Raw genomic sequence first — 22,533 nt, 5'->3', positions numbered from 1 at the left:
ACGCGCGGCCTCGATCTTGACTTCAAATTTAGACCTCAGCGAATGGGGCGATGCGTTCCCCGACAACCGGGTTCTTGGCGCCGCCACGCTCGACCGGCTACGCCACGGTGCCTATCGCGTCGTCATCGAGGGCGAGAGCTTCCGCAAGCCCAAACCGATGCCTGAAAACGGCGAAAATGCGGTTGCCAAATCCGGCAAAAAACCGCATTCTTGAACCCCTTCGAAATCGCGTTTCGGGGCCACTCTGAGTGGCCTCATTATGCCGATCATCCCCGGCTTGATTACGCCGATCCGTGACATCCCGCCTGTCATTCCGATATTTAACATAATTAAAGTGAGCGAACTTTCGAAGTCTGGGCCAGATTCAGATGTCCGGGCGGCGGTCGCGATCGGGCGAGCGCGATAACAGCGTGTTTGTGGCAAAGTTCAGTAAGGCTCAGGTCGAACTGAGCCGTTCAAGGTCACTTTGACGGGTCTTCTCAGGCGGAGACTATGCGAAGCATCATTCCATCGCGATGTGATGCACGTCGTCGGGCGTGATTTCAAGAAGATTCTCATGGATCCACTCGATCGCCCATTTGTTCGACAACGCGATGGCTTCAACCTCGGTGGCGAAATCTGGAAGGTTGATGGACGCGAAGATCTCGACCTGTTCATGCGTGGCGGGGTGGACCTGAAAAATCCGCGCTTGCGCAAAGAAGCGACCTATGGAGAACGTGGGAACGCTGTCGATGCGGAAGCTACTGTTAGGGAGTCGCATCGTTGATCTCCATTGAATAAGCAGCCGCAGTTAAGGCTCCGCTCGTCTGTCGCCAGCAATAGTCGGTAGGGCTCTACTGGGGTCATTTGAAGGCGAGGACTGCCGCGGCGGCGTTAGGTCTGCCTCGACGCTGCAGATCCTCGGCAAGCAGTTTCTGAAAGAATGCTCCTTCCTGTTCGCCGTACAGTTCGCGAAATTCGCCGAGAACCTCCGCGATAGCGCTGTCCCGCGTTTCCGGACTCAAAGTGCTGCTGATGTATGAACAGCCTCGTGCCAGTTCAAGCACGTAAGCTGCGCGAGCATCAACCATGGTGGCATCACCTGTATTTCCTTGTGGCATGAGGTCCCTCAGTCTTTTTATGTACGCGTGCATGCACTGCGAGCGGCGAATGATAATGTGGAATTAATTTACCGCAGAGTCCGCGTCTGCCGTGGAGCGGGGCCTGTGTCATCGGTGATGCAGGCGTTGCGGAATCACTACAGCGCCGGTCGTCCGGCATCACGATCAAGTATCCAGACTTTCATCTGGCCGGGGCCTCAGCCGGTATATCGTCCTGCCGAGTCGACGAACCAGCCTCGGTGCTGGCGAGGTTATCGTCGCGCGCGTCAATCCACTCAATCGCCCATTGGCGCGCAACATCGATCGCCTCGTCTTCGCTTTCGAACCAGGCAAGATTGCGCTCGATGTGCATTTCGGTATCCATATCATCGGCAGGCGATGCCCGGATGATCCGCGCGTGGGCGAAGAACTGCCCAAGCGAAATGCCGGGGTTGCATCAATGATCCAGCCGCCGCACTTGTATTCCATGGGCGCCTCCGATACCCAACTAATCGAGACTCGAAAAGAGAAAACATGGATTCATCAGATCGTAATCGCTACACCTCCAAGGTTGAAATCGCTTGAACTCGCCGACTTCGGGGACGGTGCCGGGGCAACGAGTTACCCCATCTTGGGTTTCGTTATAGACCCTCCAGCGAGGCGCGTCAGTGGTTCCTGGGATGGAAAATCGCAACATATGCGACAAATTGTTTCTCCCCTTACTGCGGCCGGATTTACGCTCTGACTAGGGTCACTTTGACGGGTCTTCTCTGGCGAAGACTAGCCGAAGCGGCAGTCCATCGCGATGTGATGCACGTCGTCTGGAGTGCACGCGCGTAAAAAAACCGCCACGAAGCCGGCTTGAAAAAGTCTAGCGTCCGAGTGAGCTAGAGCCTGAGAGAAAAGTGCACACGTAAGTCTGACCTTGCAGCGCGCTGAACGTGCCTGTAAAGGTCTGATATGAGGCGAGGCGCGCATGCTACCTGAAAATCGCCTGGGTATGCTTAAGGAAAACTGAAGGGAAAATTACAACGCGCGACACGAAGCGCGAACGGGAATTTCGCCGCGAAAGATGTCGGAAATCGTGTATAAATATTGCGAATTCCAGAGCGACCTAACCACCAAACCATTGCCGCGAAGGACGATGAGTAAACAGGTCGACGATGTTCCGCTCGCGCGGCGTAGGGCTCTTGCCGCTAAGCTTCTGTTGAATGGTGAGGGTATTAGCGAAGTGTCCAGGAAGGCTCGACTGAGTCTTCCGACCGTGAGCAAATACAAGGACCTGGTTGAAAGGGGCGGAGCTGACGCCCTTGCTCGCCTTCGCATCCACGGCGGTCCCTCGCGACTGGATGATGCGTCGCAAAGCTGGCTCGTTAGCGCGATCAAGCACTCACCTGGGCTTCACGGCTATCCGGGGCCGACCTGGACCATAAGCCAACTGCGCGAATTGATCTCTCGTCGTTGCGGCGTGCAGTTTTCAGCTTCGCATGTTGGCTACCTCGTTCGGAGTTACGGCCTCGCGTACCGGCTCACCTATTCAACCTCAGAAAAGGCGTCGTCTGCTACCGCTCGGAAATCGCAGAGCGACGTCTATGCTGCGCGCCGAAAGGTTGCTGCGAAAATGTTGCTGGACGGGGACACCGTCGAGTACGTCTCCAAAGCGCTCAACATCAGCGCGCGCACCATTACAAAATACAGATCGATGGTAATTGCCGATGGAGTTGAGGCTGTTAAACAGATCAAGTCATCCGGGCGTAAAGCCACGCTTGGCCCCGAGGCTCTGGAGTGGTTGCGGGGGATATTGGAGCGCAGCCCCATGGCCCACGGCTTCGAAACCGAACTCTGGAGAATCGGGGATATTCAAAAGCTGATCACGGAAAAGTTCGGCGTTTACCATTCCGGTGGACATGTGAGAACCGTCGTCGGAAAGCTTGGAATGGATCACCGGATGCGATCGCCGAAGCAGCGCACGGAGAAGAAGCCTTCCGCGATGAATGACGAAACTCTGGCATGGGTTGCCGAAGCGCTCAGACAGTCGCCTCGGGCGCACGGCATAGAGGCCGATCACTGGACCAACGCGCGTTTGCGCACTGTGCTTCACCAGCGGGTAGGCGTTGATTATTCTCGCGGATATATCTGGGAAATTGCCGCCCGTGCCGGGGTGGCGGACCTGCTTACAAGGCGCCGGGGCTGATGAATTCATTCGGGCGCTGACCACAATCGCCAAGCCTGCTAGCTGTCCGCTTTATCGCGACTCGGGCCCGTCGACCTTTTGCGAGGGGCGGCATTAGTGGGGCGAGCCGAGCCGGACGTCATGCGGCTCAGTTCGGCCAATACCTGCCCGTCGACTGCTTCAAATTGACGCCGCAAAGCGCACATTCGAGAACAACTGAAAACGAGTCGTCTTCCGACACACCCATCAATGTCGGTAGAGCCCGCACTCGCATGCTGTCAGGATGAGCGGGATTCACGACTAAGAGGACAGACGCCCTGTCAGGCCATCGCGACGGACGCTGCGGCACACCGCTGGTGTGGGATGGATCCTCACCATAGGAGAACGGGAGTCCGCTTCAACCAGATGTTAGTCGCCAGTTGCTCCACAACGAACCGAGCGACATCGGTGCGTGCGATCTTCCCGCCGTTGACGCCGGCGAGGTCAACGATGGCCCTGACGCTTCCGCGAGCTGGATCGTTGGTGAGCATCGCGGGCCGGACTATGATCCAATCGAGTGAGCTGGTGCGAATCGCGGCTTCCTGGCGCCCCTTGTCTTTGTAGGCATGGCGAAGCAGCAAGGGCTGGAATAGCCGGTCGAACACGAAGCCGCCGTGGCCGCGGCTATCTCCCACCCCCAGGGCGGAGATGCAGACCAGACGGCGGACGCCGCTGCGACTCATCGCCGGGAGCAACGCGCGTGTCGCTTCGGTCAGAACGCTGACTTCGCTGAAAGGGCTAACGCCGGTGCCCAGCGAGCTGACGACGGCATCGCAGCCTTTCAAGGCGCGCATCAGGGCGCCTTCGTCGCAGGCATCCCCTTCAATGAGGTCTGCGCCTGGGAAGTCGGGCGCGCGCGCCTTCAAGCGAACTAACGCGACTACGGAATGACCCTTCTCCAAGGCGTCGTGGACGATCAGCCGCCCGGTTCCGCCCGTTGCACCCAAAACAAGAACCTTCATAGTCGATCTCGACAGTTGTTGGTATGAACGCCGCATTTCATAAGGAAGTGGGCTCTTCTGGTTGCTCTGCCAGAATCACGATGGAGTACGAATACCCGGAGTAGATTTCCAAAGTCGTATCCCATCGCTGATCCGCTGACCTATTCTGTAGCGGCCTTCAGGGCCGCCGCGAAGACATCGCGGGCAGACGTCGCGCCCGGGACGTGCTCCGTACCCTCGACGCCGAGGTCCATCCAGCCTGAGTTGACGGCGTCATACATCGCTTCGGCCGGTCCCGTCTGGCCCTTCGGAACGCCGAGCTGCTCGAACGCTGCCGGCCACCCGGCCCGCGGTACAGCAAAAGCGTTGACGTCGACCTTCAGGACTTCACCCAATTGTGTCGCTACTTCATCCGCACTGACCATCGAACCGAGCTCGATGGCGCGATGCCCCGACCATGCCGGCCCGGTCAGAAGCGCTGCGACTTCGGCGCCGATGTCGTTGGTCGCGACCATGGTCGATTTCCGATCGGTCGGGTTGTAGTAGACGGGGAGCGTGCCACCTTGGGCAACATGCAAGCCGTAGAGGAAGTTTTCGAAAAATCCGCCGGCGCGCACATAAGCGATCGGCAATGTCAGGTCGCGAAATCCTTGCTCCAGAAGCGACAGCGCCGTGATCATCCCCAGCCCGCTGGTTCTGTTCGCCCCCATCGACGAAAGCGCAACCACTCGCGGTGGCGATGCCCTGGTGAGCGCCTCGACATAGTTTGCAATCACGCCCCTGGCTTCTTTGAAATCGGGCGAGGGCGCCCAGACAGCCGGCAACATGACGAACGCGCCGTCGACGCCTTTGAGCGCGTGCTCGATGGCTGCCGAATCATTCCAATCGCCGTCTACCAGTTCCACGCCCTGGTTCGCCCAGTGAGCCACCTTCTCGCGATTGCGGACCAGCGCGCGTACTTTCTTGCCGTGCGCCAACAGATGTTCTGCCGTTGCGCCGCCTACTTTTCCCGTGATTCCCGTTACTAAGAACATATGCTTTCTCCGGATATTGAGGGACAGAGGACTGCCCCGGTTGGCTTAACGAATGAGCGGCAGAATCGCTTGGATACGGGAGTTGCGCGCGTAGAGGCCGCCCCATGTCAACGCGCCCAGAACCAGCGAAATGATTTCTGGCGACGATCCCAACTCACCAATGCGGACATGGGCGCAGATGGCACCTCCCAAATAACCCGTCACCAGGATCGCGCCGAGGACGGCGGTAGCCGGGATGGCGTAAAGGGTGGCGCAGGCAAGGACGATCGGACCCACGACACGGGTAACGTCCATCGCGAACCCGGTTTCCTGCAACATGCTCGCGATCTGTGCTGGCGCGAAAAGCTGAATAATCCCGTCTGCCACCAGAGCGATAACGACAAACGCGCTCATTACCCGGCCGGCCCACAGGGCGCGATGCAAGGTCATAGTTTCAGTCACTTGTTGTTCTCCGACGTGGGTCTCAATTTCGAAGCGTATTGTGTTTTTCAGGTATGGTAAACGCCGATAAAATGAACTAACTGTTCTCTCTGTGGTGAACAATACCGAGGCGCGAAAATGCAGAATCTCGAACCCCTGCTCATATTCGTAACGGTCGCGGAAATGGGGAGCTTCACCCGCGCGGCCGACAGCTTGGGCATCCAAAAGGGGAGGGTCTCAACGGCTGTCCGGAAGCTGGAAGAAGATGTCGGCGTCAGACTCCTGCACCGGACGACGCGGAGCGTGCAGTTGACAGAGGACGGACGTGCGTTTCATGCGCGCGCCCGCGATCTGCTTGCTGAAGTCGATGACCTGCACTCGATGTTCGCAGGCGAGCACGTGGCACTTCGCGGGCGTCTAAGGGTGGATCTTCCGTCCGAAGTGGCGCGCACCACGATCGTGCCGGCCTTGCCGGAGTTCATGGCGACTCACCCCGAGTTGGAGCTGGAGGTGTCGAGTACGGATCGGCAAGTCGATCTGGTTCAAGAGGGATTCGACTGTGTATTGCGGCTTGGACCGATACGGGACGAGACGCTGATTGCCCGCCCACTGGGCCTGCTGCGCATGGTCAACGCTGCCAGTCCCGCCTATCTGGCGCGCCATGGCGTCCCTCGATCGCTAGAGGATCTCCAGCGTCAGGAACATCGGGCAATTCATTTTTCGACGATGCTCGGCTCAAGACCTTATGGATGGGAATATCCGAACGGCGACAGCTACGCGACGCTTCAGTTGCCGGGTACGCTACATGTCTACAACGCGCAGATCTACGAAGCCGCTGCGCTCGCCGGCCTCGGCCTGATTCAGGCGCCACTCCTGGGGATTGGCCGATACTTGGAAAGTGGGGCGCTTGTAGAGGTTATTCCCGACTCTCGTCGCCGGGCGCTCGCCGTGTCCCTCGTCGTAGCACATCGGAGCAATCTGTCGCGCCGAGTCCGCGCATTCATGAAATGGATCGAAGTTGTGCTGACGCCGTATCTGGAATGAGGGGTGGTGGATAAACGTTGATCGAGAGTGCCCTGCAATTGACTGCTCCGAAGCTGCCACTGGTCTGGGGATGCAATGGGTCGCGTGACCGGTCGCAGCCTAGCGAGGTTCAAAGCGCCCATCAATTTGCATGAGACGGCAGTCGGCCAACTACGGCCGCTCGATCCGGTCCTCAGGCGGCCATTCGAACGTCGGCATCATGCGGGTAACGAGCCCCTCGCCACCACTGGTCTGCGACAGCCGATCCCCGCGATCTCACCAAACCGACGCGCAGGCACGCTATGCGCTATTTCAGGTCCCGGTCGTCCACCGGGGGATACTCGTCTCGTTGTTCGGGCTTTACCGGCAACGCCCCGCCGAAGAAACGATGATGGGCTATCTGCAGGTGGTCGATGCCGTCAATCTCAGCCGCCTCGCGCGAGATCAGGGCGGATGACCAGTCGTAGAGGGCAGAAACGCATCACCGCATCCGAGTCGGCCATGAACCGCCGCAGATTAGAATTCGAGTTTCAGCCCGCGATCAATATCTCGCGCAAGTGCCTGCAGTGACTGCAACAAGCTACCGTGCGCATCAATCAAGGTCGCGCTTTCGGTTTTTGCCAGCAGGACCGTGTCCACAAAAAAATACAGGGTATTCTTATCTGGGCTGATATAGCCATTGACAAAATCTATGTCGAGGACAGGCCCAAGCCCCCACGCTTTCTCCAGCCCGCAAAGGTAAGCGCCGTACTTTCCACTGGCGTGTTTTGCCTCTAGATCAGTTTTCAGTTCCTTAAAGCTGGTTTTGACAACATCTTTCAGGATCCCATCCTTCAAGAAATCACGGTGCGTATGCTTGATTTCGAAATACGAAAAGATCCGGTGCTCGTCCTCAAAGCTTTCCCTATGGGTTGAAAGATAAGGCACGGCATTGTGCTTGAGAAAGTTGTTGATATCGATATAAATATTATTCCTGACGCCCGACCTGTTGGCGATATTGCAAAACAGGGGACGCATGTAGTGATAATATTTCTCTACTTTAGGATCGATCTGCAGTCGAGCTTCAGATGCGTGGTAAATGGGTTCAAACTGGCTACGCCCCAGCGCACCGTATTCATTCAGGGTGCGTGATATCGCTTCACCCAGAAAGCCCATCCAGTATCCATGGCCGCCAGCCGCTGCGAGTTCCGGGTATTTTCCATTGAATACGTTTTTCAGCGTCTCGATTGTCGCCGTCGCTTTCTCCGACTTCTCAAGCGACGAATTTTCAATCAGAAATTTAGTGGCAAGGGGACGATATTGTATTTTTCTGATTTTCTCAACGGGAATCCCAATTTTCAGGGTGCAGCAGATGCAATAGTAGTCGATGAGCGATGCCATTGAATTTAACAGAGCATCAGAATAAGCCTGATTTAATATAGCATTCCCTTCGTCGATTGCTTTTTTCGGATGCAAATATTCACTGGAATACTGTCGATTGGTGATCTGTCGTTGGCGGTAGAGATAGTCAATTTTTTTTATCTGGTGTTGTATGTTTGCTTCAAGATCACTTACCAGTTCCAGTGAATTCATGGGTTCGAATGTTCGCAGTTGAATACCATTGATAGTGCCTTCTTTATACCAAAGATCCAGCCCCATTACCCTCTGGAATGACCGACAGAGCGTGTGAGGCGGTCACTAAAAATTTGCGTCCGTCTGACATCTCGATCGGGACGACGCATCGGAAGTCTCGTTCCAGGAGCGACGCCGGGCCATTCCCGCCAGAAAGAAAAAACGCGGGTCCGAAGGCCCGCGTTCCTGGGGAAACGTGCTGACCCGTCTGCTCCCCGGGGTCAGCGCGCGGGCGACGCCGATAATCAGCGAGCGGCGCGATACCGACGATTGGACTTTGCCCAGAACGTCCACGCCGCCCCCGTAAGCAGCGAGGATCTCCAGCGGCAGGCTGTAGCCCGTGTCTTCGACCACAATGTCCATGAAGGGAACCCGCCATGCAAAATGGATCAGTCGGAGGGGGAGCGGCGCTTCGAGCTATCGGCTATGTCGTGAAAAATTCATAAGAAAGCTTTCGTCTCGCCGATGGCGCCCGCTGCGAAAGCTATACTCCGCGCACTAAATTACACGAGAGACACGGCTCATGATTTTCGCGCGCATCGCCGACTGGATCGAGACACAACAACCGTGGCTTTCTGACGCCGCCCGCCGTTTGGTCATAAACGGCCGGATTGACGACGCCGAGATCGGCGAGATCGTCGCCTTGGCGAAAGCGCACGCCGGCATCGATGATCCGGCCGGCCGTGTCGCACAACCCCTGACTCGCGATCTGCTGCCGGCCAGCGACGCCGCATCGAAACCGATCACCCTGGTGGCGCTGCGCAGCCTGCGTGGGGTCAACGCCATCGCCGCAGACCAGTCGATTCTCTTTTCGCCGATCGGCGTGACGGTCGTCTACGGAAACAACGGGGCGGGCAAATCGGGATACTCGCGCGTGTTGCGCAAGGCGTGCCGAGCGAGGGCGACGGGCGGGCTCATCTTGGGCGACGTTTTCGCGGATGCGGCGGGAGCGAATCCGACCGCTGAAATCCTTATTCAACGGGAGGGCGCCGCCGGCCCTGAAATGCTGGCTTGGCGACAAGGCTCGCCGGCCCCTGCGGAGCTGGCGACGGTCGCCGTGTTCGACAGCCAATGCGCGCGCGCCTTCACCGACGCGGAGGGCGAGGTTGCATACACGCCGCGCGGCCTTGACGTGCTCGCGAAGCTGGCGACCTTGTGCGGCACGCTTCGCGCCCGGCTCGAACTGGAAATCAGCAGCGTTCACGCGTCCGCCGCTTCCTTCGCTGACCTTCTGGGCGAGCATGCGGCAGGCCGCTCGCTGGCGGCATTCGAGAAACGCTCCCACCTTCCGGCGTATCGAAAGGAACTCGCGGCGCTGGCCACGCTGTCCGAAGCGGATGTCTCGGAGTTGCAAAGATTAGCGAAGGAGCTTGCGGAGGCGAATCCCGCCGCGCGTGCGGCCGATCTTCGTGGCAAAAGGGCGCGTATTGAAGGTCTGGCGACCCGATGGGAGCGGTGCGAAGCGGCGCTTTCCGATGAAAAGGCGGTAGCCGCGATTGGGCATGGGGCGGCCGTTGTCGCCGCTGAAACGGCAGCCCGGCTTGCGGCGGAGGCTTTTGCAGCGGAGGGCGGCCTGTTGCCGGGAACCGGCTCAGATCCTTGGCGCGCGCTGCTGAGCGCCGCGCGGCATTATTCAACGACGTTGGCCTACCCGGAACATCATTTCCCGCACGTTGATGGCAGCCGTTGCGTGCTGTGCCAGCAGGATCTCGCGGCCGCCGCGGCGGAGCGCATGCGACGCTTCGAGACGTTTGTCGAGCAAGAGGCACAAAAGCTCGCGGAGGCCGCTAAGCTCAAAGCCAGCGCCGCGTTTTCCTCCATCGCCTCGGTTGATGCGGCCGCCCTGCTGGCAGACCATGCACTTATGAACGAGATTGAGCAGGCTAAGCCAGGCGCGCGCGAAGGCCTGCAACAAGCGGGCGACAGTTTGTCGAACAGACAGGCCGCGCTCGCCGAAGCTTGGGCGGCTAAGCGTTTCGACGCTGCGGCGCCGGCGATCGTTTCGCATTCCACTGCGCTCCGTGATTTGTCTCGCGCCATCGAGGAAGAGGCCGCGCGTTTTGACAAGCTCGCGGCAGCGGACGGGCGCAAAAAGAGCGAGCAAGCGCTCGCCGACTTGAAGTCGCGGCAAGCCCTCTCTGGAAGGCTCGCACAGATCATCCAGATCGCGGATGACCTTGCGTTAAAGAAAAAGCTCCAAGCTGCTCATCGAGCGGCGGATTCGACTCCCGTTTCGAGAAAGATGAGCGCGCTTCACGCCGAGGCGTTGTCCGCCGACGCAGAAGCGGCTTTCGCGCGCGAGTGCGCCGCGCTGGGCGTGGGCCACGTGCCGATCCGCAGCACTACGCGAATGGAACGAGGAAAGGCCAAGCAGCAGGTGAAGCTTGACACTTCTGGCGGCGAGCGCGTGGGCGAAGTCCTCAGCGAGGGCGAGCAGCGCGCGCTTGCGCTTGCCGCGTTCATGGCGGAAGTCTCACTGGTGGACGGGCATGGAGCAATCATCTTCGACGATCCCATGTCGTCGCTCGATCACGCGCATCGTGAAAAGGTCGCGCGTCGGCTTGTTCAAGAAGCGTCGAGCCGGCAGGTGATTGTGTTTACTCACGACTTGCCTTTCGCGCTTCATTTGGCCGATGAGGCCAGCGTCCAAAAAGTTGAAGCGAACGCCATGAGCGTGCGGCGTGTCAGGCAGCGCGCGGGACTCGTTTTTCCTGAGCTCCCGTTTGCCGGGATCAAGGTTAGCGAACGCTTGGAACGCATCAAGAAGATGGCAATGGAGGCCGACGGCCTTCTCGATGGCGGAGAAGTCGATCGAAGCGAGAATCTTGTCCGGACTGGATATGGACGGTTGCGCGAGACCTGGGAGCGTGGGGTGGAGGAGACAATTCTGTGCGAGACGGTGGTGCGCTTTCGGCCCGGCGTGTCGACACAACGGCTCCGGGCCGTGACGCTGAGCGACGAGGAATATGTCGCGCTCCACGAGGCGATGGCGCGCTGCTCCCACTTCGCCGCGCATGACACCGCGGCGGATGCCGACGCGACCCCGCCGACACCGGATGAGCTTCGAGCAGACATCGAGGCGGCGAGAGTATTCTTCGCGGCCCGGAAGAAACTGAACGACGACACCGATCGCCGCCGTCGGGAGCTTCTCGAACGTTCGGCGGCTTTCAAGCAGGCCTAGAAAAGCGGATCAGCGCGCTCCGGCTGCGCTGCCGCGGGTCCATGTCGCTGAATAATTGGCTGCGATCTGTCAGGCGTTAGAATGCTTGCAGCGAATCGCGCATGAGCCGGCCCTTCATGGCGCGCTTTGTTGATTACTTCGCGCCCTTCGCGTTCGGGTCTGCTTGCCGAGTGTCCATCTGCAGACGTTCGACCCGACGGGCGTGGATGCAATGGCCGAGCACCCGCCGGCAGACGTACCCGCGCGAGTACCGTTGGCTGCCCCAAATATCTGTCGTTAAAGCGTCGCGGGGTCGCGTGACGGTTGTGGGTCGACTACGGAAGCTCGCCGATCACCGAGCCCGTCTCGACCATCCGCCTCTCACGAACTTCGGGGTTCGGCCATAAAAAGCCCTTCGAATTGCGTTCACGAACGTCCGGATGTGAGGGGCAGATCTGCCGGTGGACCCGGGTATTGCCAACCGGCTAATGCCAGAGCGGCGTTCTCTTCCGCGGAAAAACATCAATGGTATGGCTCATGGTGTGGAGCCTGAAAATTGACTACATGGCACACAAGCGCGAACCGTTTCAGGCAGTGTGCAAACGTCACACTGCTATCGCCGCTTCGGGCCACATCGGCCAGTTGCGCTTGAGAACCTGATAGCGCGCGCGGCGATTTATCTGGGCGATGCCGCGAACGGCGCGTGGCAGGATCTGCCGGACGTTTTTTCGGAGTTCGGACGCATGCATGCACCGTCTGTCGCGGCGGTATCCAATGGCAATGTCGTTAGTCCGCCCCCGTGGCCGTAATCCGTGACGACGTACAACGCTCTAGAACAACACGGCGGTAACCGCGCCGCGGCGAGCCGTGCGCCCGGGATTGGACGTACCACGCTATGGAGACTTATGAAGACGTGAGGGTATCCAGGTTCGCACGTTGGATCGCGTCCTGCAGGTAATGACGCATAAGGCCCTCCAGTTCGTCCATGACAGCTTTACGACTGGCTATGGAGGCATCGCCATTAACCGCGACGGCCGCCTTCATGATCTGCTGGATCACGGCGGCACGGACGGCGATCTCTGCCGGTGCCAGATGCGGCGCCACTTCAGCCAGCACGGATTCGATCTCTCTACGCAGACTTTCGCGGATGCTCATGGTGCGCGGCAGAGCGTAACTGTAGGTCTCGACCAGGACCGCAAACGCCGGATGGGTCGCGCGGAACTTCACGAACGTTCTCGTCAACCGGCTCGCAAGCAGCGATACGTCCAAAGACGGCGCAGCCTCGCGCAGCTCGTGGAACGTCTCTGCGAGTGCGTTCAGATAGCTTTCGAGCAACGCACCCGCGATCCGGTCCTTGGTGGGAAAAAATTGATACAGCGAGCCAATCGATGCGCCCGCGCGGGAGGCAATCGCCGTCATGGTTGCTGCGTCGTATCCCTTGTCTGCGAATTCGGTACCCGCTGCCTCCAGCAGCGCTGCGACCCGTGCGTGACCGCGTGCACGCTGTGGGGCTTTCGCTTGCCCGCGTTCGGCACGCAATGTTGCGATTGACTTTTGTGAGGACATGCTCATAAAATGAAATGTGAGACGAGCCTCACAATACACCTTTGGCTCACTAACTTCAACGGAAGGCAAAAGATGTTGCAGAAACTTGACTCCAAAACTACGGCACTCGTTTTGATCGACCTCCAACAGGGCATCCTTGGTTTTGGGAAGGCCCCGCGCAGCGCCGAGTCCGTGCTGACGACCTCAGCAAAGCTCGCGAAGCGCTTTCGGGAACTCAGTGCGCCAGTCGTGCTGGTGCGCGTAGGCTGGAGCGACGATTTCGGCGACGGGCTGAAGCAAGCCGTCGACCAGCCCGCGGCGCTTCCTGCCGACGGACTTCCGTCGACGTGGTGGGATTTCCCCGAAGCGCTCGAAGCCGCCGAGCACGATCTCAAGATCACGAAGCGGCAGTGGAACGCATTTCACGGCACGGAACTCGATCTGCAATTGCGCCGCCGTGGCATCAAGACCATTGTGCTGGGCGGAATTTCGACGAATATCGGTGTGGAGTCGACGGCACGAGCTGCCTATGAACTTGGCTACACACTCGTGCTCGCCGAGGATGCGATGAGTTGCGCCACGGCTGAGCATCATCACGCGTCGGTTAATTACATTTTTCCGAGACTCGGCCTGGTGCGTCAGTCCGAGGACGTGATCCAGGCACTCGCGGACTGACACTGGTCCACGCAGGGGCATGAGGGCCCGAATGCGCAGCCGCTGACAGGCCGGAAAGTGCGTCGGTCGGTGCGCCTTTCACCTGGAACGACCGATCGGATCGAGTCAACTCGCGGATTTGTACATCGACCTGTCCGCACACGCGAGAGGGCAGCAGCAGAGTACGAAGATTCAGTGCAGGAGTTCCGGGATGTCCAAATCAAGGTCCGACGAACAATCAGTTAACCGTATAACCGACGCTTCGCCGACGCAAAAAAGTCGTTACGAGGTTGTCGGGTCGGCCGTGTCGCGCATCGGGGCTGCTATCGATAGCAAGGCGCTTGTTCGCACGTTGACGGCCCTTTTCCCGTTAATCGTCCTCGCGCTGGTTTCCGGTCAGACAAAGTGGTTGCTTGTTTCGCTGGTGACGGTGTCGACCGCTATCGCAGTGGATCGCTCGCATCTCGCTCCGCTCGGGGTTATTTCCCACGGGATAACCATCGCAGCGGGCTTCCTGGTATTGATGGCCTCGCTTGCGTATCCACCACTGTTTGTCGTAGCCACTGCCCTAATCGCAATGGGGTCGATTTTGGTGACCGCATGGGGAAGCGAGTTGCGCTCACTCGGTAGCTATACGTTCATTCCGGTGCTTTACCTCGCCTGCGAGAGCGCTGAAGGAGTGAGGCAATCGGCACTCATTCATCGCGGGTTCGAGCTTCTTCCCTTCGTATTGACTGCTTTCTTGCCCGTTCTGCTGATTTCCTCGATCAATCATTACCGCGAACGCCGTCCAGAGGTTTCATATTTAGCGCACTATGCGAAATTGTCGAAGCGTTCTGAGCGTGGCGATCGTGCTCCGTACGTCGAAGCGATGATCGCAATAGCACTCGCCGTAGGCCTCGCAGCAGCGCTCGTGGAGTGGAGGCATATGGAGCGCGGACAATGGATGATCTGGTCAGCGGCGAGCGTGGTGACGGGCAGTGCGGCGAGCGCCCGAGTCAAGTTCCGGAATCGTATCGCGGGGGCCATCGTAGGCGTGCCGGCCGGTATCTTCGTCGGGTTGTTGGTCCCCCACGACTATTTCGTGCGAGACCTGGTTATCCTCGCTGCGTTGCTGACACTCGTCTGTATTCGACCCTACGTTATGGCATTCGGCACGCGTTGCGCCTGCGCCGCGATGGCATTCGTGGTTGCCGGGCAGTCGTGGACTTTCGCTAGCGAGCGTCTGATCAACGTAGTGGCCGGCAGTGCGACCGGTCTCTTAATGACGCTGGCTCTGCACGTTATCGCGAGGCGCATCGAATGCTCGCGCAAACCGGTCATCATTTTGATGATCGGCAAGATTCCGGTCGCCCCTGTTGACGGGTCCGATGTTGCGTCGCGCGCGGAAGCGAACGGCCGTTGTTGAACCGTCCTGAGACATTGGAGCATCCTTGCCGAGGGGCCGAAGTGGGTCGATCACAGGCGTCGCCGCTCGGCCCAGAAGTAGCATCGCCGCGATGACTCACGAAGCCGTGAAGGTGTTTGAGAAGAACGGAGCGCCAACGCATATTTGAGACACGCGTCCAAGCCCTCATCGGGCCCAGTAGAAATCCACGGGGATAAGCTCGACGACCCATCCACCTTCTTCGCCCAGCGTGGCCGCCGGGTGAATGGAGGCGATGCGCAACGCCTCGTCATGGGTATCCGCCTCGATGATGAACAGGCCGCCCACGACTTCCTTCGACTCGGTATAAGGCCCATCGGTGACGTGCGTCTTGCCACTGCGCGGGCGGAGCGTCCTCCAGTTGTCCAGATCGCCAAGCGATGCGGAAATCAGTACCTTACCGGTAGCCCGCATCTTGTCGTCCAATGCGGGGCACTGGCTCACCAATTTCTTGACGTCGTCTGGCGCCATCGCGGCGAATTTATCGGGGGTGAAGTAGGCCAAGCCGAGGTATTTCATGGGAGATCCTTTGGGTGTGAATAACCTGACGACGAAGCTGATGATCGAAAATCGACAATCTTCTGAAAAGTTTGTAGCGGGTCTCGCCAGACTGTCCGCCTTTGGGGTCGCGCGGTGCCGACCGCCGGGCTCGTGCTGCACATGCGGATCGCGTGAGGCAGAGGTCGGCCACAAGCCGCCGTTCACACGCGGCGTCGCTCAGACGCCCAAGGGTCGGCTACACCCCGTAACCGGCCATCCAATCGTAAAGGACGAACGCCCATTCGTCGGCCATTGCCGACACTGGCGCGGGCCGGGTTCTGCGTCAGCACCCGGCACATTGCTGACAGTGGCGGCATTAAGCGATCGGACGGCTGCTCCTGCATCAGCGAAGTCACACTCCCAACCAACTGGACCACTACCAATGTTGGCGCAGTGTGGCGCTCACTGCGCCTCAACACCGCGGTCGCACCGGCAAACCCACAAACCACCGCCAGCGTACCGATCGGTCGTCAGCTGGCCAAACACCTCACCGCCACGTAGCGCAGGTGAGCCTGGGCGGGACCGCCAGACGCGACGCTGCTCACGGTAGCCACAGTCCCGCGTTCTGCCGCCTTCTACTGCGGATCTGACAATTGGACAATGCTAACCAAGTACTGGGCAAGATGGCCGGGCTCGTGACCGCCAACACGAAGACCATGAGCATGCTTGGGGCACGGGCGATGGTGCTGGGGAAGTTTCTGGATGCAGCGCCGCCACAGTTCACGGCTTTGCAGCGCGCCGAGGTCACCCGGTCATTTCGACTGGGCATCGAAGATGCGCTGTCATGCATGGACGATGTGCCGTTGCCCGCCGAATATCACTCGGCACTCCTTGGACTCACCAATACCATCCTCGCCGCACTGGGTCAGGGATCTGCCACGCGCGAATAGCGAAAAGTTGCATACGCCTGGTACGGCGCACGTCCGGGCATTCGCCGGTCAACACGGGGGCCCGCGCCAGCCCGGAATTTCCGGTGCCTCGATCTGCGGATGAGGATCAGCTGCTTGATTTTCTCTCAGGTTCTGGCGTGGCCCCCGGGTCGCCAGAATCTTGTGCCGATCCTAATCCGGTCGGCTTTTTTTTGCAGCTGGCGGATCGTGCGGCGACGCCTCAGTGCAGCGACATGGTTGTCTTCATCGCGTCACTCCACCAGCCCGACCAGTTACCGTGACAACGCCTGGAGTTGTTCTAGCCGGTCGCGTAGTGCCAAGTACGTCTCAACCAAGGGTCTTGCGCTGGTGTCGTGCTCAAGATCTGCCAGAGCATACTTGTCCCGTCGCGATGCCAGGATACGACGCAGGTCATCGGTCGCCTCGTTGTAGCCGACCATAGGCCGCAGGTCGCCTTGCGCGATAACGCGAGACATGTGATCGTGTGCGGTGGCGGTTAGCCAGACGGTGAAGCAATGCTTAAGGACAAGGTTGTAAGTCTCGCCTTCGCCAACGAGGCCGCCGGGCACTGCGATTACTGCGCGAGGATATTTCTCGATAGTGTGTTCGAGCGCTCTGCGCTCATACCTCCGATAGGCTGTCGCACCGTACAGCGCATAAATTTCCGGGACCGGACACCCGGCTACTTCCACTACAACGCGGCTGAGCTCTACAAAGCAACATTTTCTTTCTTCAGCAAGCATCCGCCCTAAGGTAGATTTCCCTGCACCTCGCAGGCCTACCAAAGCGATCCGCTCGGTCCGTTGCGGGTCTTCCGCCGCAGATTTGTTGACTAGACCTTCAAGAATCTGGCAAAACGCCCGAAGCTCTTCGCTGTTTTTACCGCGGAGCAATGATCGGAGCTCATCCCATTCCTTTTGGCCCGCTGCATCCTCTGATTCCAAGAGGTCAACCGGCTCACAACGAAGCGCGACCGCAAGTTTGCGGAGTACCAGGATCGATGCATTGCCCGAACCTCCCTCCAGTTTAGCCAGGTAGCGTTCGGATACGCCGGCGTTTTCTGCGAGGCCCCTCCTGGTAAGCGCATGCTGCGCGCGCAGCGCCCGAACCCGGCTGCCGACGGTTCGGAGGAAACAACCCTGCCCATCCTCGAAGCTGCCGTTGCCGTCTTCAGTTTCCATAACGAGCGCCCGATCGTGGGCTTGTTCGTGTCCATCGGCAAGCTTCCGCTCTGTTGAAGAAATCAGTTTCATCGCTCACCCAATGACTTGCATAAATAGACTATACTGCAGACGCAGAGACGTTGGCGAGGAGATCATGGACAGTATGGATAGGGAGGTCCTGAGCGCGGCGGTCATGTGGCACCGGGCCGGCGAGACTGTGGCGTTAGGAACTGTGATCGGGACCTGGGGTTCAGCACCACGACCGGTCGGGTCGATGGTCGTCATTCGAGGCGACGGTATCCTAAAGGGGTCGGTATCAGGCGGCTGTATCGAGGCCGATCTGATTCTTCGGGTCAAATTGGGCGAGTTACCGAAATTGTTGCCTTGCGAGGTGACGTATGGCGTATCGGCTGATGAGGCGCATCGCTTCGGTCTTCCGTGCGGCGGCACATTGAAACTGATCGTCGAACCTATCAGGCCTGCTTCCGGTCTTGAGCGACTATTGGAGTTGACGGGCCGTGGTGCTGTTGTCGGGCGCGCGTTGGATATGAGCAGCGGGCGCGCCGCTGTCCATGAGTGCAACAAATCTCAGGACGTCCAATTCGACGGGCAAAGCTTGCGAACAGTTCATGGGCCTCAATACCGTCTGATAATCGTAGGGGCAGGTCAGTTATCAGAGTATGTGGCGCGTATGGCTGTCCCCCTGGGGTATGACGTCATCGTGTGTGACCCGCGGGATGAATACGCATCAGAGTGGCCCGTCCCGCATACACAGATAACTCGAGAGATGCCGGACGATCTGTTGATTCGCATTGGACTGGACCGGCACACCGCAGTTGTTACACTGACACACGATCCCAAGCTGGATGATCTGGCTCTCATCGAAGCCTTGAACTCCAGCGCGTTTTACGTCGGAGCCATCGGCTCCCGCGCGAACAATTCGAAGCGGCGCGCGCGGCTACGCCTGTTTGATCTGCGCGACGACCACATTGCAAGGCTCCGAGGGCCAATCGGGCTTCACATCGGCGCACAAACGCCCCCGGAGATTGCGGTATCCATTCTTGCGGAGATGACTGCAATGCGGCATTCCGTACCGGTTCTGCAGGGACACGAGATGCGGGAAAGTCCGGCTCAATCGGCCCACGCAGCGTGAAGTAGAATATCGGACTGCGCTGGTCGGCATCTAGAAGGTATCGATAGGTTTTTATGGCGAAGCCCGCAACACTCGAAGCTGACAGTCACCGCGCCTCGGACGCCCGTTTTGCTTCCGTCGAGCGCTACTCGTCCGTCGCGCGCACTGTTGAAATCCTTTCGGATCCGTGGGGATTTCTCGTCTTGCGCGAGTGTTTTTTTGGCGTACGACGGTTTGAGCAGTTCCAGAGCCTCCTGCAGGTTCCACGGACCACGCTTGTAGAGCGACTGAAGAAATTCACCGGCCTCGGGTTGTTGCGAAAACAGATTCCTTCTACGGGCGGGGCTCGTCATGAGTACCGCCTGACGGACAAGGGACGCGACCTTTACGCGACCATGATTGGACTCCTCGCCTTCGGGGATCAATGGCTAAGCGGCGACGCACTTCCCCCGTTAAAGCTCGTTCACAAATCCTGCGGATGTGAATGCCATCCACGGGTGGCATGTTCACATTGCCACGGCGAGATCAATCCACGACAGGTGCACTATCGCGATGGTGTCGGCGCGGGTGAATCAGCGCGGAATGAAGATCGCAAGCGTTCGCGCCGTGCGTCCGACCCCACCGTGCTTGAGCGGGTACGGCCGTGCTCTGTAGCCCGAACTCTTCAGATCATTGGAGATCGTTGGAGCTTTCTGGTCATCCGCGAGTTCTTTTACGGGGTTCGACGTTTCGACGAATTCCAGACGCGGTTGGGCATCGCTACCAACATACTTGCTGACCGGTTGCAGCGCCTAGTGGAGCAGGGCGTCGCGAACAAGACGCTTTATCAGGAAGGCCCGAAGCGCTACGAGTATCGCCTCACCGAGATGGGGCGAGCGCTGTACGGTCCGATGCTCATCATGATGCACTGGGGCGATAAGTGGCTCTCCGGCGGTAAGCCGCCTCTCAAACTTCGACACCGGGAATGCGACCAGGATTTCCACGCAGTTGTGGTCTGTGACAAGTGTGGAAACGAGCTGGATGCGCGAGAAATGGGCTACGTCCTGCGATATATGCTTCCGGCTGAACTTGATGCCGCATAAGAAGGGTGGTTGCTCTACCGCGTCTTGCTGAGAGGGGCCGGCGATTGAGCGCCTTTCCTGCGCTTCGGTGCCGGTGAGCACTTCCAAAATTAGTTGGTCGACACGGCATGCGATGTCTTGGCGGCAAATACAGCTGCTCCTCCCCGTTGTCAATCAGCAGGTCGGCTGCGCCTTTCTCGCAGCCCCGTGGACACCGCGCGAAAAAATCGCAATCCACAGACAATATGCCCTTCTGCTAGCGGGTTTGCGACGTCGACACGCTTTGTGCGCCAGCGTCGGATACGACGCACTCAATGCCGCACACGTCGAGAAGGCGCCAACCAGTGGCAGGCACGTCAACGACTTCAAGGCAAGCATCGTCTCCGCTTGCTGAGGGGCCCATCTTCTCGACCACTTCAACTAATACCGGGTCGCTGCGGCGCGCATATTGGTGGGCGAATTGACGCGACAATGTTGCGCTGGACTCACTGTCCATCCCGTCCCGCCCACTCATCCGCAGATAGCGATGCGCGGCCTCGTCACTCAAGTTAAACGCGCCTACTTCCCTGTTGATAACGATCTTCACAAGGGTCTCCATTTAGACGAGTTGGCGAAGCGCCACGGTCCTGTCTCTCCGGACCGCCGCCCCATCGAGTTGAACCAATCATACTGCTCTTTCGGCAAAGCCCCCTCGATTCCCGCTCGCCGAACCTCACCACGCGAGCATCTCCATGGTGTCACGATTTGAACGAGTAATGCAAGTTACCTTTGCATGATCAGTAGCAATGCGTCGCGAGGGCTTACTGACAGCCGCTGCTCCGACGCCATTCCCCGCCCTAATGCCCGTCTGCACGAGTGTTTCGGGGGCAAGCTATGTAATCAGACGGATATGCAATCAGAAAATGGGGGCAAGTCTTCCGGCTCCCGGGAGAGGGAAAACCCGCTTGCAAAGTGTGCCTCGGCTAATTATAGTCTAGTTACGCAAGTGACAAGCACGCGTATCGAGAGTTTCGGGACGCTCGTCAGGCCAAGGAGATATCGTGACCAGTTTTGAATTTCAGTCGACCCGTTCCACCGTCGTCGAACCCGGCGCTTCCGCCCGTTTGGGCCAGATTGCCAAGCGTTTAGGCTGCCGGAATATCTTTCTGGTGACGGATAAAGGTGTGGTGGACAACGGCTTGACCAAGTCGGCGCTGCGCAGCTTCGCTGCCGAAGAGATAGCGGTAACGGTCTACTCTGACGTACAGGCGGATCCGCCCGCGCACGTGATTCTTGCAGCGACAGATGCCGCGGTCCAATCGGGTGCTGACGGCGTCATTGGGCTCGGCGGCGGAAGCTCGATGGACGTAGCAAAGCTTGTCGCGCTTCTGGCGCATGGGACGGAGAAGCTCGACGAGATCTACGGCGTCGGCGTTGCGAAAGGTCCCCGGTTGCCACTCATTCTGGTGCCGACAACCGCTGGCACAGGGTCGGAGGTGACGCCTATTTCCATCGTCACGACAGGTGAGGGCGAGAAGAAAGGTGTCGTGTCCCCCGTTCTTTTACCCGACGTTGCCGTGCTGGACGCCGAACTGACGCTGGGTCTTCCCGCAGCTGTGACGGCTGCTACTGGCATTGATGCGATGGTGCATGCGATTGAGGCATACACGAGCAAGCGTTTGAAAAATCCTGTCTCAGATTGCCTGGCCCGAGAGGCCCTGCGCCTGCTCAGCTTGAATATTCACGAAGCCTGTTCCAATGGAACGAACTGCGAGGCGCGTCAGGGGATGCTGCTGGGGGCGATGCTCGCGGGCTTGGCGTTTGCCAATGCTCCGGTTGCCGGCGTTCACGCGCTCGCATATCCGGTCGGCGCCCGGTTTCACGTGCCACACGGCTTGTCGAATTCTCTTGTTCTGCCCGCGGTCATGCGCTTCAACCTGGAAGCTGCGGAGTCGCTTTACGCAGAACTGGCGCCTGTGGTGATTCTGAATGTCCAGGGAACCCAGGCTCAAAAGGCTCAGGCACTCGTCGAGCGTCTCGCGGCTTTACCGACAGAATTGGCGTTGCCGACCCGCCTCCGGGACGTCGGCATTGCGGCCGCCGACATTACGGCATTGGCCGAAGATGCGATGCGTCAGACGCGTCTCCTCGTAAACAATCCGAGAGAAATTGCCATCGAAGATGCCAAGGCGATCTACGAGGAGGTCTTGTGAGCGAAAAGGCCAGGCCGACGCGTCGGGAGGCATACCGTCACTTCACGATATTGCCGACGCGCTGGGGGGATAACGACGTGTACGGCCACGTGAACAACGTCGTCTATTACGCGTTCTTCGACACCGCTGTGAACCGCCATCTGATCGAGCAAGGCGTTCTCGATATCGCTAACAACAAAATCGTTGGCCTCGTTATCGAAACGAAATGTACGTTTTTCTCTTCAGTAGCGTTTCCAGACACCGTCCACATTGGCCTAAAGGTGATACACCTTGGTAACTCAAGCGTTCGATATGAAATTGCGCTGTTCCGCAACGAGTCCCACGAGGCCTGCGCGGTTGGCCAGTTTGTGCACGTCTATGTGGAGCGCGCAAACAATCGCTCCGTGCCCATTCCGGAGGCCGTGCGTGCTGTTCTGGAATCGATAGCCGCATAAGCCCAGTTCATCGCAA

At 58.9% G+C, this 22,533-nt stretch carries 24 protein-coding genes and 1 pseudogene; 13 read left to right on the top strand and 12 right to left on the bottom strand.

Translation table 11 applies throughout. From position 1 onward, the window contains the following. On the top strand, window positions 1-214 hold a 214-nt coding region (locus HHL24_RS35985), incomplete at its 5' end, for an ATP-binding protein (protein WP_169486729.1). 288 nt (window positions 215-502) lie between these two features. Here HHL24_RS35985 and HHL24_RS35980 read toward each other — a convergent pair. From HHL24_RS35980 to HHL24_RS44300, 3 genes are all read right to left on the bottom strand, one after another. Next, window positions 503-760 carry a hypothetical protein gene (locus HHL24_RS35980; RefSeq protein WP_169490030.1) on the bottom strand — a complete coding sequence of 86 codons (258 nt, stop codon included), beginning with the start codon at window positions 758-760 and terminating at the stop codon, window positions 503-505. Between the two features lie 82 nt (window positions 761-842). Then, entirely contained in the window at window positions 843-1,100 is a 258-nt protein-coding gene (locus HHL24_RS35975) for a hypothetical protein (RefSeq protein WP_169490029.1), read from the bottom strand. Between the two features lie 181 nt (window positions 1,101-1,281). Further along, the gene (locus HHL24_RS44300; RefSeq protein WP_230417710.1) at window positions 1,282-1,452 is read right to left on the bottom strand and encodes a hypothetical protein; all 171 of its coding nucleotides are present in this window, start codon (window positions 1,450-1,452) and stop codon (window positions 1,282-1,284) included. An 891-nt stretch (window positions 1,453-2,343) separates the two neighbouring features. Between HHL24_RS44300 and HHL24_RS35965 the strand changes: the two genes are divergently transcribed. Then, window positions 2,344-3,273: a winged helix-turn-helix domain-containing protein gene (locus tag HHL24_RS35965; protein ID WP_329606795.1), complete on the top strand. Its 930-nt coding sequence runs from the start codon at window positions 2,344-2,346 to the stop codon at window positions 3,271-3,273. A 350-nt stretch (window positions 3,274-3,623) separates the two neighbouring features. Here HHL24_RS35965 and HHL24_RS35960 read toward each other — a convergent pair whose 3' ends face one another. The 3 genes from HHL24_RS35960 to HHL24_RS35950 form a co-directional block, all read right to left on the bottom strand. Beyond that, window positions 3,624-4,253, bottom strand: a complete 630-nt coding sequence (locus HHL24_RS35960; protein WP_169490027.1) for an NAD(P)-dependent oxidoreductase — start codon at window positions 4,251-4,253, stop codon at window positions 3,624-3,626. Between the two features lie 140 nt (window positions 4,254-4,393). Then, window positions 4,394-5,266 (bottom strand): NmrA family NAD(P)-binding protein, encoded by an 873-nt coding sequence (locus HHL24_RS35955; protein ID WP_169490026.1) that lies wholly within the window; start codon window positions 5,264-5,266, stop codon window positions 4,394-4,396. Between the two features lie 45 nt (window positions 5,267-5,311). After that, window positions 5,312-5,707, bottom strand: a complete 396-nt coding sequence (locus tag HHL24_RS35950; RefSeq protein ID WP_329606794.1) for a DoxX family protein — start codon at window positions 5,705-5,707, stop codon at window positions 5,312-5,314. A gap of 117 nt (window positions 5,708-5,824) precedes the next feature. Between HHL24_RS35950 and HHL24_RS35945 the strand changes: the two genes are divergently transcribed. Continuing rightward, window positions 5,825-6,730, top strand: a complete 906-nt coding sequence (locus HHL24_RS35945) for a LysR family transcriptional regulator (protein WP_169490025.1) — start codon at window positions 5,825-5,827, stop codon at window positions 6,728-6,730. A 130-nt stretch (window positions 6,731-6,860) separates the two neighbouring features. Then, complete coding sequence (locus HHL24_RS35940) at window positions 6,861-7,166, top strand: hypothetical protein (RefSeq protein ID WP_169490024.1); 306 nt, start codon at window positions 6,861-6,863, stop codon at window positions 7,164-7,166. A 59-nt stretch (window positions 7,167-7,225) separates the two neighbouring features. Here the strand turns inward: HHL24_RS35940 and HHL24_RS35935 are convergent, their stop codons facing one another. Then, window positions 7,226-8,347, bottom strand: coding sequence for a hypothetical protein (locus tag HHL24_RS35935; RefSeq protein WP_169490023.1), 1,122 nt, complete (start codon window positions 8,345-8,347; stop codon window positions 7,226-7,228). Between the two features lie 39 nt (window positions 8,348-8,386). Next, window positions 8,387-8,683, bottom strand: coding sequence for a hypothetical protein (locus HHL24_RS35930; protein WP_169490022.1), 297 nt, complete (start codon window positions 8,681-8,683; stop codon window positions 8,387-8,389). A 160-nt stretch (window positions 8,684-8,843) separates the two neighbouring features. On the opposite strand from HHL24_RS35930, the gene HHL24_RS35925 reads away from it, so the two are divergent. Continuing rightward, window positions 8,844-11,501, top strand: coding sequence for an AAA family ATPase (locus HHL24_RS35925; RefSeq protein WP_169490021.1), 2,658 nt, complete (start codon window positions 8,844-8,846; stop codon window positions 11,499-11,501). A 626-nt stretch (window positions 11,502-12,127) separates the two neighbouring features. After that, window positions 12,128-12,397, top strand: a pseudogene (locus HHL24_RS45210) (helix-turn-helix domain-containing protein); the annotation flags it as partial. On the opposite strand, the gene HHL24_RS35915 reads toward HHL24_RS45210, so the two are convergent. After that, entirely contained in the window at window positions 12,384-13,046 is a 663-nt protein-coding gene (locus HHL24_RS35915) for a TetR/AcrR family transcriptional regulator (RefSeq protein WP_268966769.1), read from the bottom strand. The pseudogene HHL24_RS45210 and the gene HHL24_RS35915 sit on opposite strands and share 14 nt — an antisense overlap. A 72-nt stretch (window positions 13,047-13,118) precedes the next feature. On the opposite strand from HHL24_RS35915, the gene HHL24_RS35910 reads away from it, so the two are divergent. After that, window positions 13,119-13,700 carry a hydrolase gene (locus tag HHL24_RS35910; protein WP_169490019.1) on the top strand — a complete coding sequence of 194 codons (582 nt, stop codon included), beginning with the start codon at window positions 13,119-13,121 and terminating at the stop codon, window positions 13,698-13,700. Window positions 13,701-13,890: 190 nt separating this feature from the next. Further along, window positions 13,891-15,087, top strand: coding sequence for an FUSC family protein (locus tag HHL24_RS35905; protein ID WP_169490018.1), 1,197 nt, complete (start codon window positions 13,891-13,893; stop codon window positions 15,085-15,087). 165 nt (window positions 15,088-15,252) lie between these two features. On the opposite strand, the gene HHL24_RS35900 is transcribed toward HHL24_RS35905, so the two are convergent. Beyond that, window positions 15,253-15,624 carry a YciI family protein gene (locus tag HHL24_RS35900; RefSeq protein ID WP_169490017.1) on the bottom strand — a complete coding sequence of 124 codons (372 nt, stop codon included), beginning with the start codon at window positions 15,622-15,624 and terminating at the stop codon, window positions 15,253-15,255. 614 nt (window positions 15,625-16,238) lie between these two features. On the opposite strand from HHL24_RS35900, the gene HHL24_RS35895 reads away from it, so the two are divergent. After that, window positions 16,239-16,535, top strand: coding sequence for a hypothetical protein (locus tag HHL24_RS35895; protein WP_169490016.1), 297 nt, complete (start codon window positions 16,239-16,241; stop codon window positions 16,533-16,535). 272 nt (window positions 16,536-16,807) lie between these two features. Here the strand turns inward: HHL24_RS35895 and HHL24_RS35890 are convergent, their stop codons facing one another. Beyond that, complete coding sequence (locus tag HHL24_RS35890; RefSeq protein WP_169490015.1) at window positions 16,808-17,788, bottom strand: helix-turn-helix transcriptional regulator; 981 nt, start codon at window positions 17,786-17,788, stop codon at window positions 16,808-16,810. Window positions 17,789-17,852: 64 nt separating this feature from the next. On the opposite strand from HHL24_RS35890, the gene HHL24_RS35885 reads away from it, so the two are divergent. Next, window positions 17,853-18,851 carry an XdhC family protein gene (locus tag HHL24_RS35885; protein ID WP_169490014.1) on the top strand — a complete coding sequence of 333 codons (999 nt, stop codon included), beginning with the start codon at window positions 17,853-17,855 and terminating at the stop codon, window positions 18,849-18,851. A gap of 53 nt (window positions 18,852-18,904) precedes the next feature. After that, on the top strand, window positions 18,905-19,912 hold the full coding sequence (locus HHL24_RS35880; RefSeq protein WP_169490013.1) for a winged helix-turn-helix transcriptional regulator: 1,008 nt from the start codon (window positions 18,905-18,907) through the stop codon (window positions 19,910-19,912). Between the two features lie 235 nt (window positions 19,913-20,147). Here HHL24_RS35880 and HHL24_RS35875 read toward each other — a convergent pair whose 3' ends face one another. After that, on the bottom strand, window positions 20,148-20,477 hold the full coding sequence (locus tag HHL24_RS35875) for a hypothetical protein (RefSeq protein WP_169490012.1): 330 nt from the start codon (window positions 20,475-20,477) through the stop codon (window positions 20,148-20,150). A 454-nt stretch (window positions 20,478-20,931) separates the two neighbouring features. Between HHL24_RS35875 and HHL24_RS35870 the strand changes: the two genes are divergently transcribed. Both HHL24_RS35870 and HHL24_RS35865 read left to right on the top strand, forming a co-directional pair. Beyond that, window positions 20,932-22,083 carry an iron-containing alcohol dehydrogenase gene (locus tag HHL24_RS35870; protein ID WP_169490011.1) on the top strand — a complete coding sequence of 384 codons (1,152 nt, stop codon included), beginning with the start codon at window positions 20,932-20,934 and terminating at the stop codon, window positions 22,081-22,083. Continuing rightward, window positions 22,080-22,517, top strand: a complete 438-nt coding sequence (locus HHL24_RS35865; RefSeq protein WP_169490010.1) for an acyl-CoA thioesterase — start codon at window positions 22,080-22,082, stop codon at window positions 22,515-22,517. Before HHL24_RS35870 ends, HHL24_RS35865 begins: the two co-directional genes overlap by 4 nt. Window positions 22,518-22,533: the final 16 nt, after the last annotated feature.

Origin of the sequence: Paraburkholderia polaris, from assembly GCF_012927345.1 — a bacterium.
GTDB classification, from domain to species: domain Bacteria; phylum Pseudomonadota; class Gammaproteobacteria; order Burkholderiales; family Burkholderiaceae; genus Paraburkholderia; species Paraburkholderia polaris.
Note: the sequence above shows the minus strand (reverse complement) of the source record. Positions and strands in the feature narration are given on the sequence as shown.

Excerpts from the sequence above, each read along its gene's own strand:
- HHL24_RS35980 (WP_169490030.1), bottom strand. The coding sequence starts at position 760 with ATGCGACTCCCTAACAGTAGCTTCCGCATCGACAGCGTTCCCACGTTC.
- HHL24_RS35975 (WP_169490029.1), bottom strand. The coding sequence starts at position 1,100 with ATGCCACAAGGAAATACAGGTGATGCCACCATGGTTGATGCTCGCGCA.
- HHL24_RS44300 (WP_230417710.1), bottom strand. The coding sequence starts at position 1,452 with ATGCACATCGAGCGCAATCTTGCCTGGTTCGAAAGCGAAGACGAGGCG.
- HHL24_RS35960 (WP_169490027.1), bottom strand. The coding sequence starts at position 4,253 with ATGAAGGTTCTTGTTTTGGGTGCAACGGGCGGAACCGGGCGGCTGATC.
- HHL24_RS35955 (WP_169490026.1), bottom strand. The coding sequence starts at position 5,266 with ATGTTCTTAGTAACGGGAATCACGGGAAAAGTAGGCGGCGCAACGGCA.
- HHL24_RS35945 (WP_169490025.1), top strand. The coding sequence starts at position 5,825 with ATGCAGAATCTCGAACCCCTGCTCATATTCGTAACGGTCGCGGAAATG.
- HHL24_RS35940 (WP_169490024.1), top strand. The coding sequence starts at position 6,861 with ATGAGACGGCAGTCGGCCAACTACGGCCGCTCGATCCGGTCCTCAGGC.
- HHL24_RS35935 (WP_169490023.1), bottom strand. The coding sequence starts at position 8,347 with ATGGGGCTGGATCTTTGGTATAAAGAAGGCACTATCAATGGTATTCAA.
- HHL24_RS35930 (WP_169490022.1), bottom strand. The coding sequence starts at position 8,683 with ATGGACATTGTGGTCGAAGACACGGGCTACAGCCTGCCGCTGGAGATC.
- HHL24_RS35925 (WP_169490021.1), top strand. The coding sequence starts at position 8,844 with ATGATTTTCGCGCGCATCGCCGACTGGATCGAGACACAACAACCGTGG.
- HHL24_RS35915 (WP_268966769.1), bottom strand. The coding sequence starts at position 13,046 with ATGTCCTCACAAAAGTCAATCGCAACATTGCGTGCCGAACGCGGGCAA.
- HHL24_RS35910 (WP_169490019.1), top strand. The coding sequence starts at position 13,119 with ATGTTGCAGAAACTTGACTCCAAAACTACGGCACTCGTTTTGATCGAC.
- HHL24_RS35905 (WP_169490018.1), top strand. The coding sequence starts at position 13,891 with ATGTCCAAATCAAGGTCCGACGAACAATCAGTTAACCGTATAACCGAC.
- HHL24_RS35900 (WP_169490017.1), bottom strand. The coding sequence starts at position 15,624 with ATGAAATACCTCGGCTTGGCCTACTTCACCCCCGATAAATTCGCCGCG.
- HHL24_RS35890 (WP_169490015.1), bottom strand. The coding sequence starts at position 17,788 with ATGAAACTGATTTCTTCAACAGAGCGGAAGCTTGCCGATGGACACGAA.
- HHL24_RS35885 (WP_169490014.1), top strand. The coding sequence starts at position 17,853 with ATGGACAGTATGGATAGGGAGGTCCTGAGCGCGGCGGTCATGTGGCAC.
- HHL24_RS35880 (WP_169490013.1), top strand. The coding sequence starts at position 18,905 with ATGGCGAAGCCCGCAACACTCGAAGCTGACAGTCACCGCGCCTCGGAC.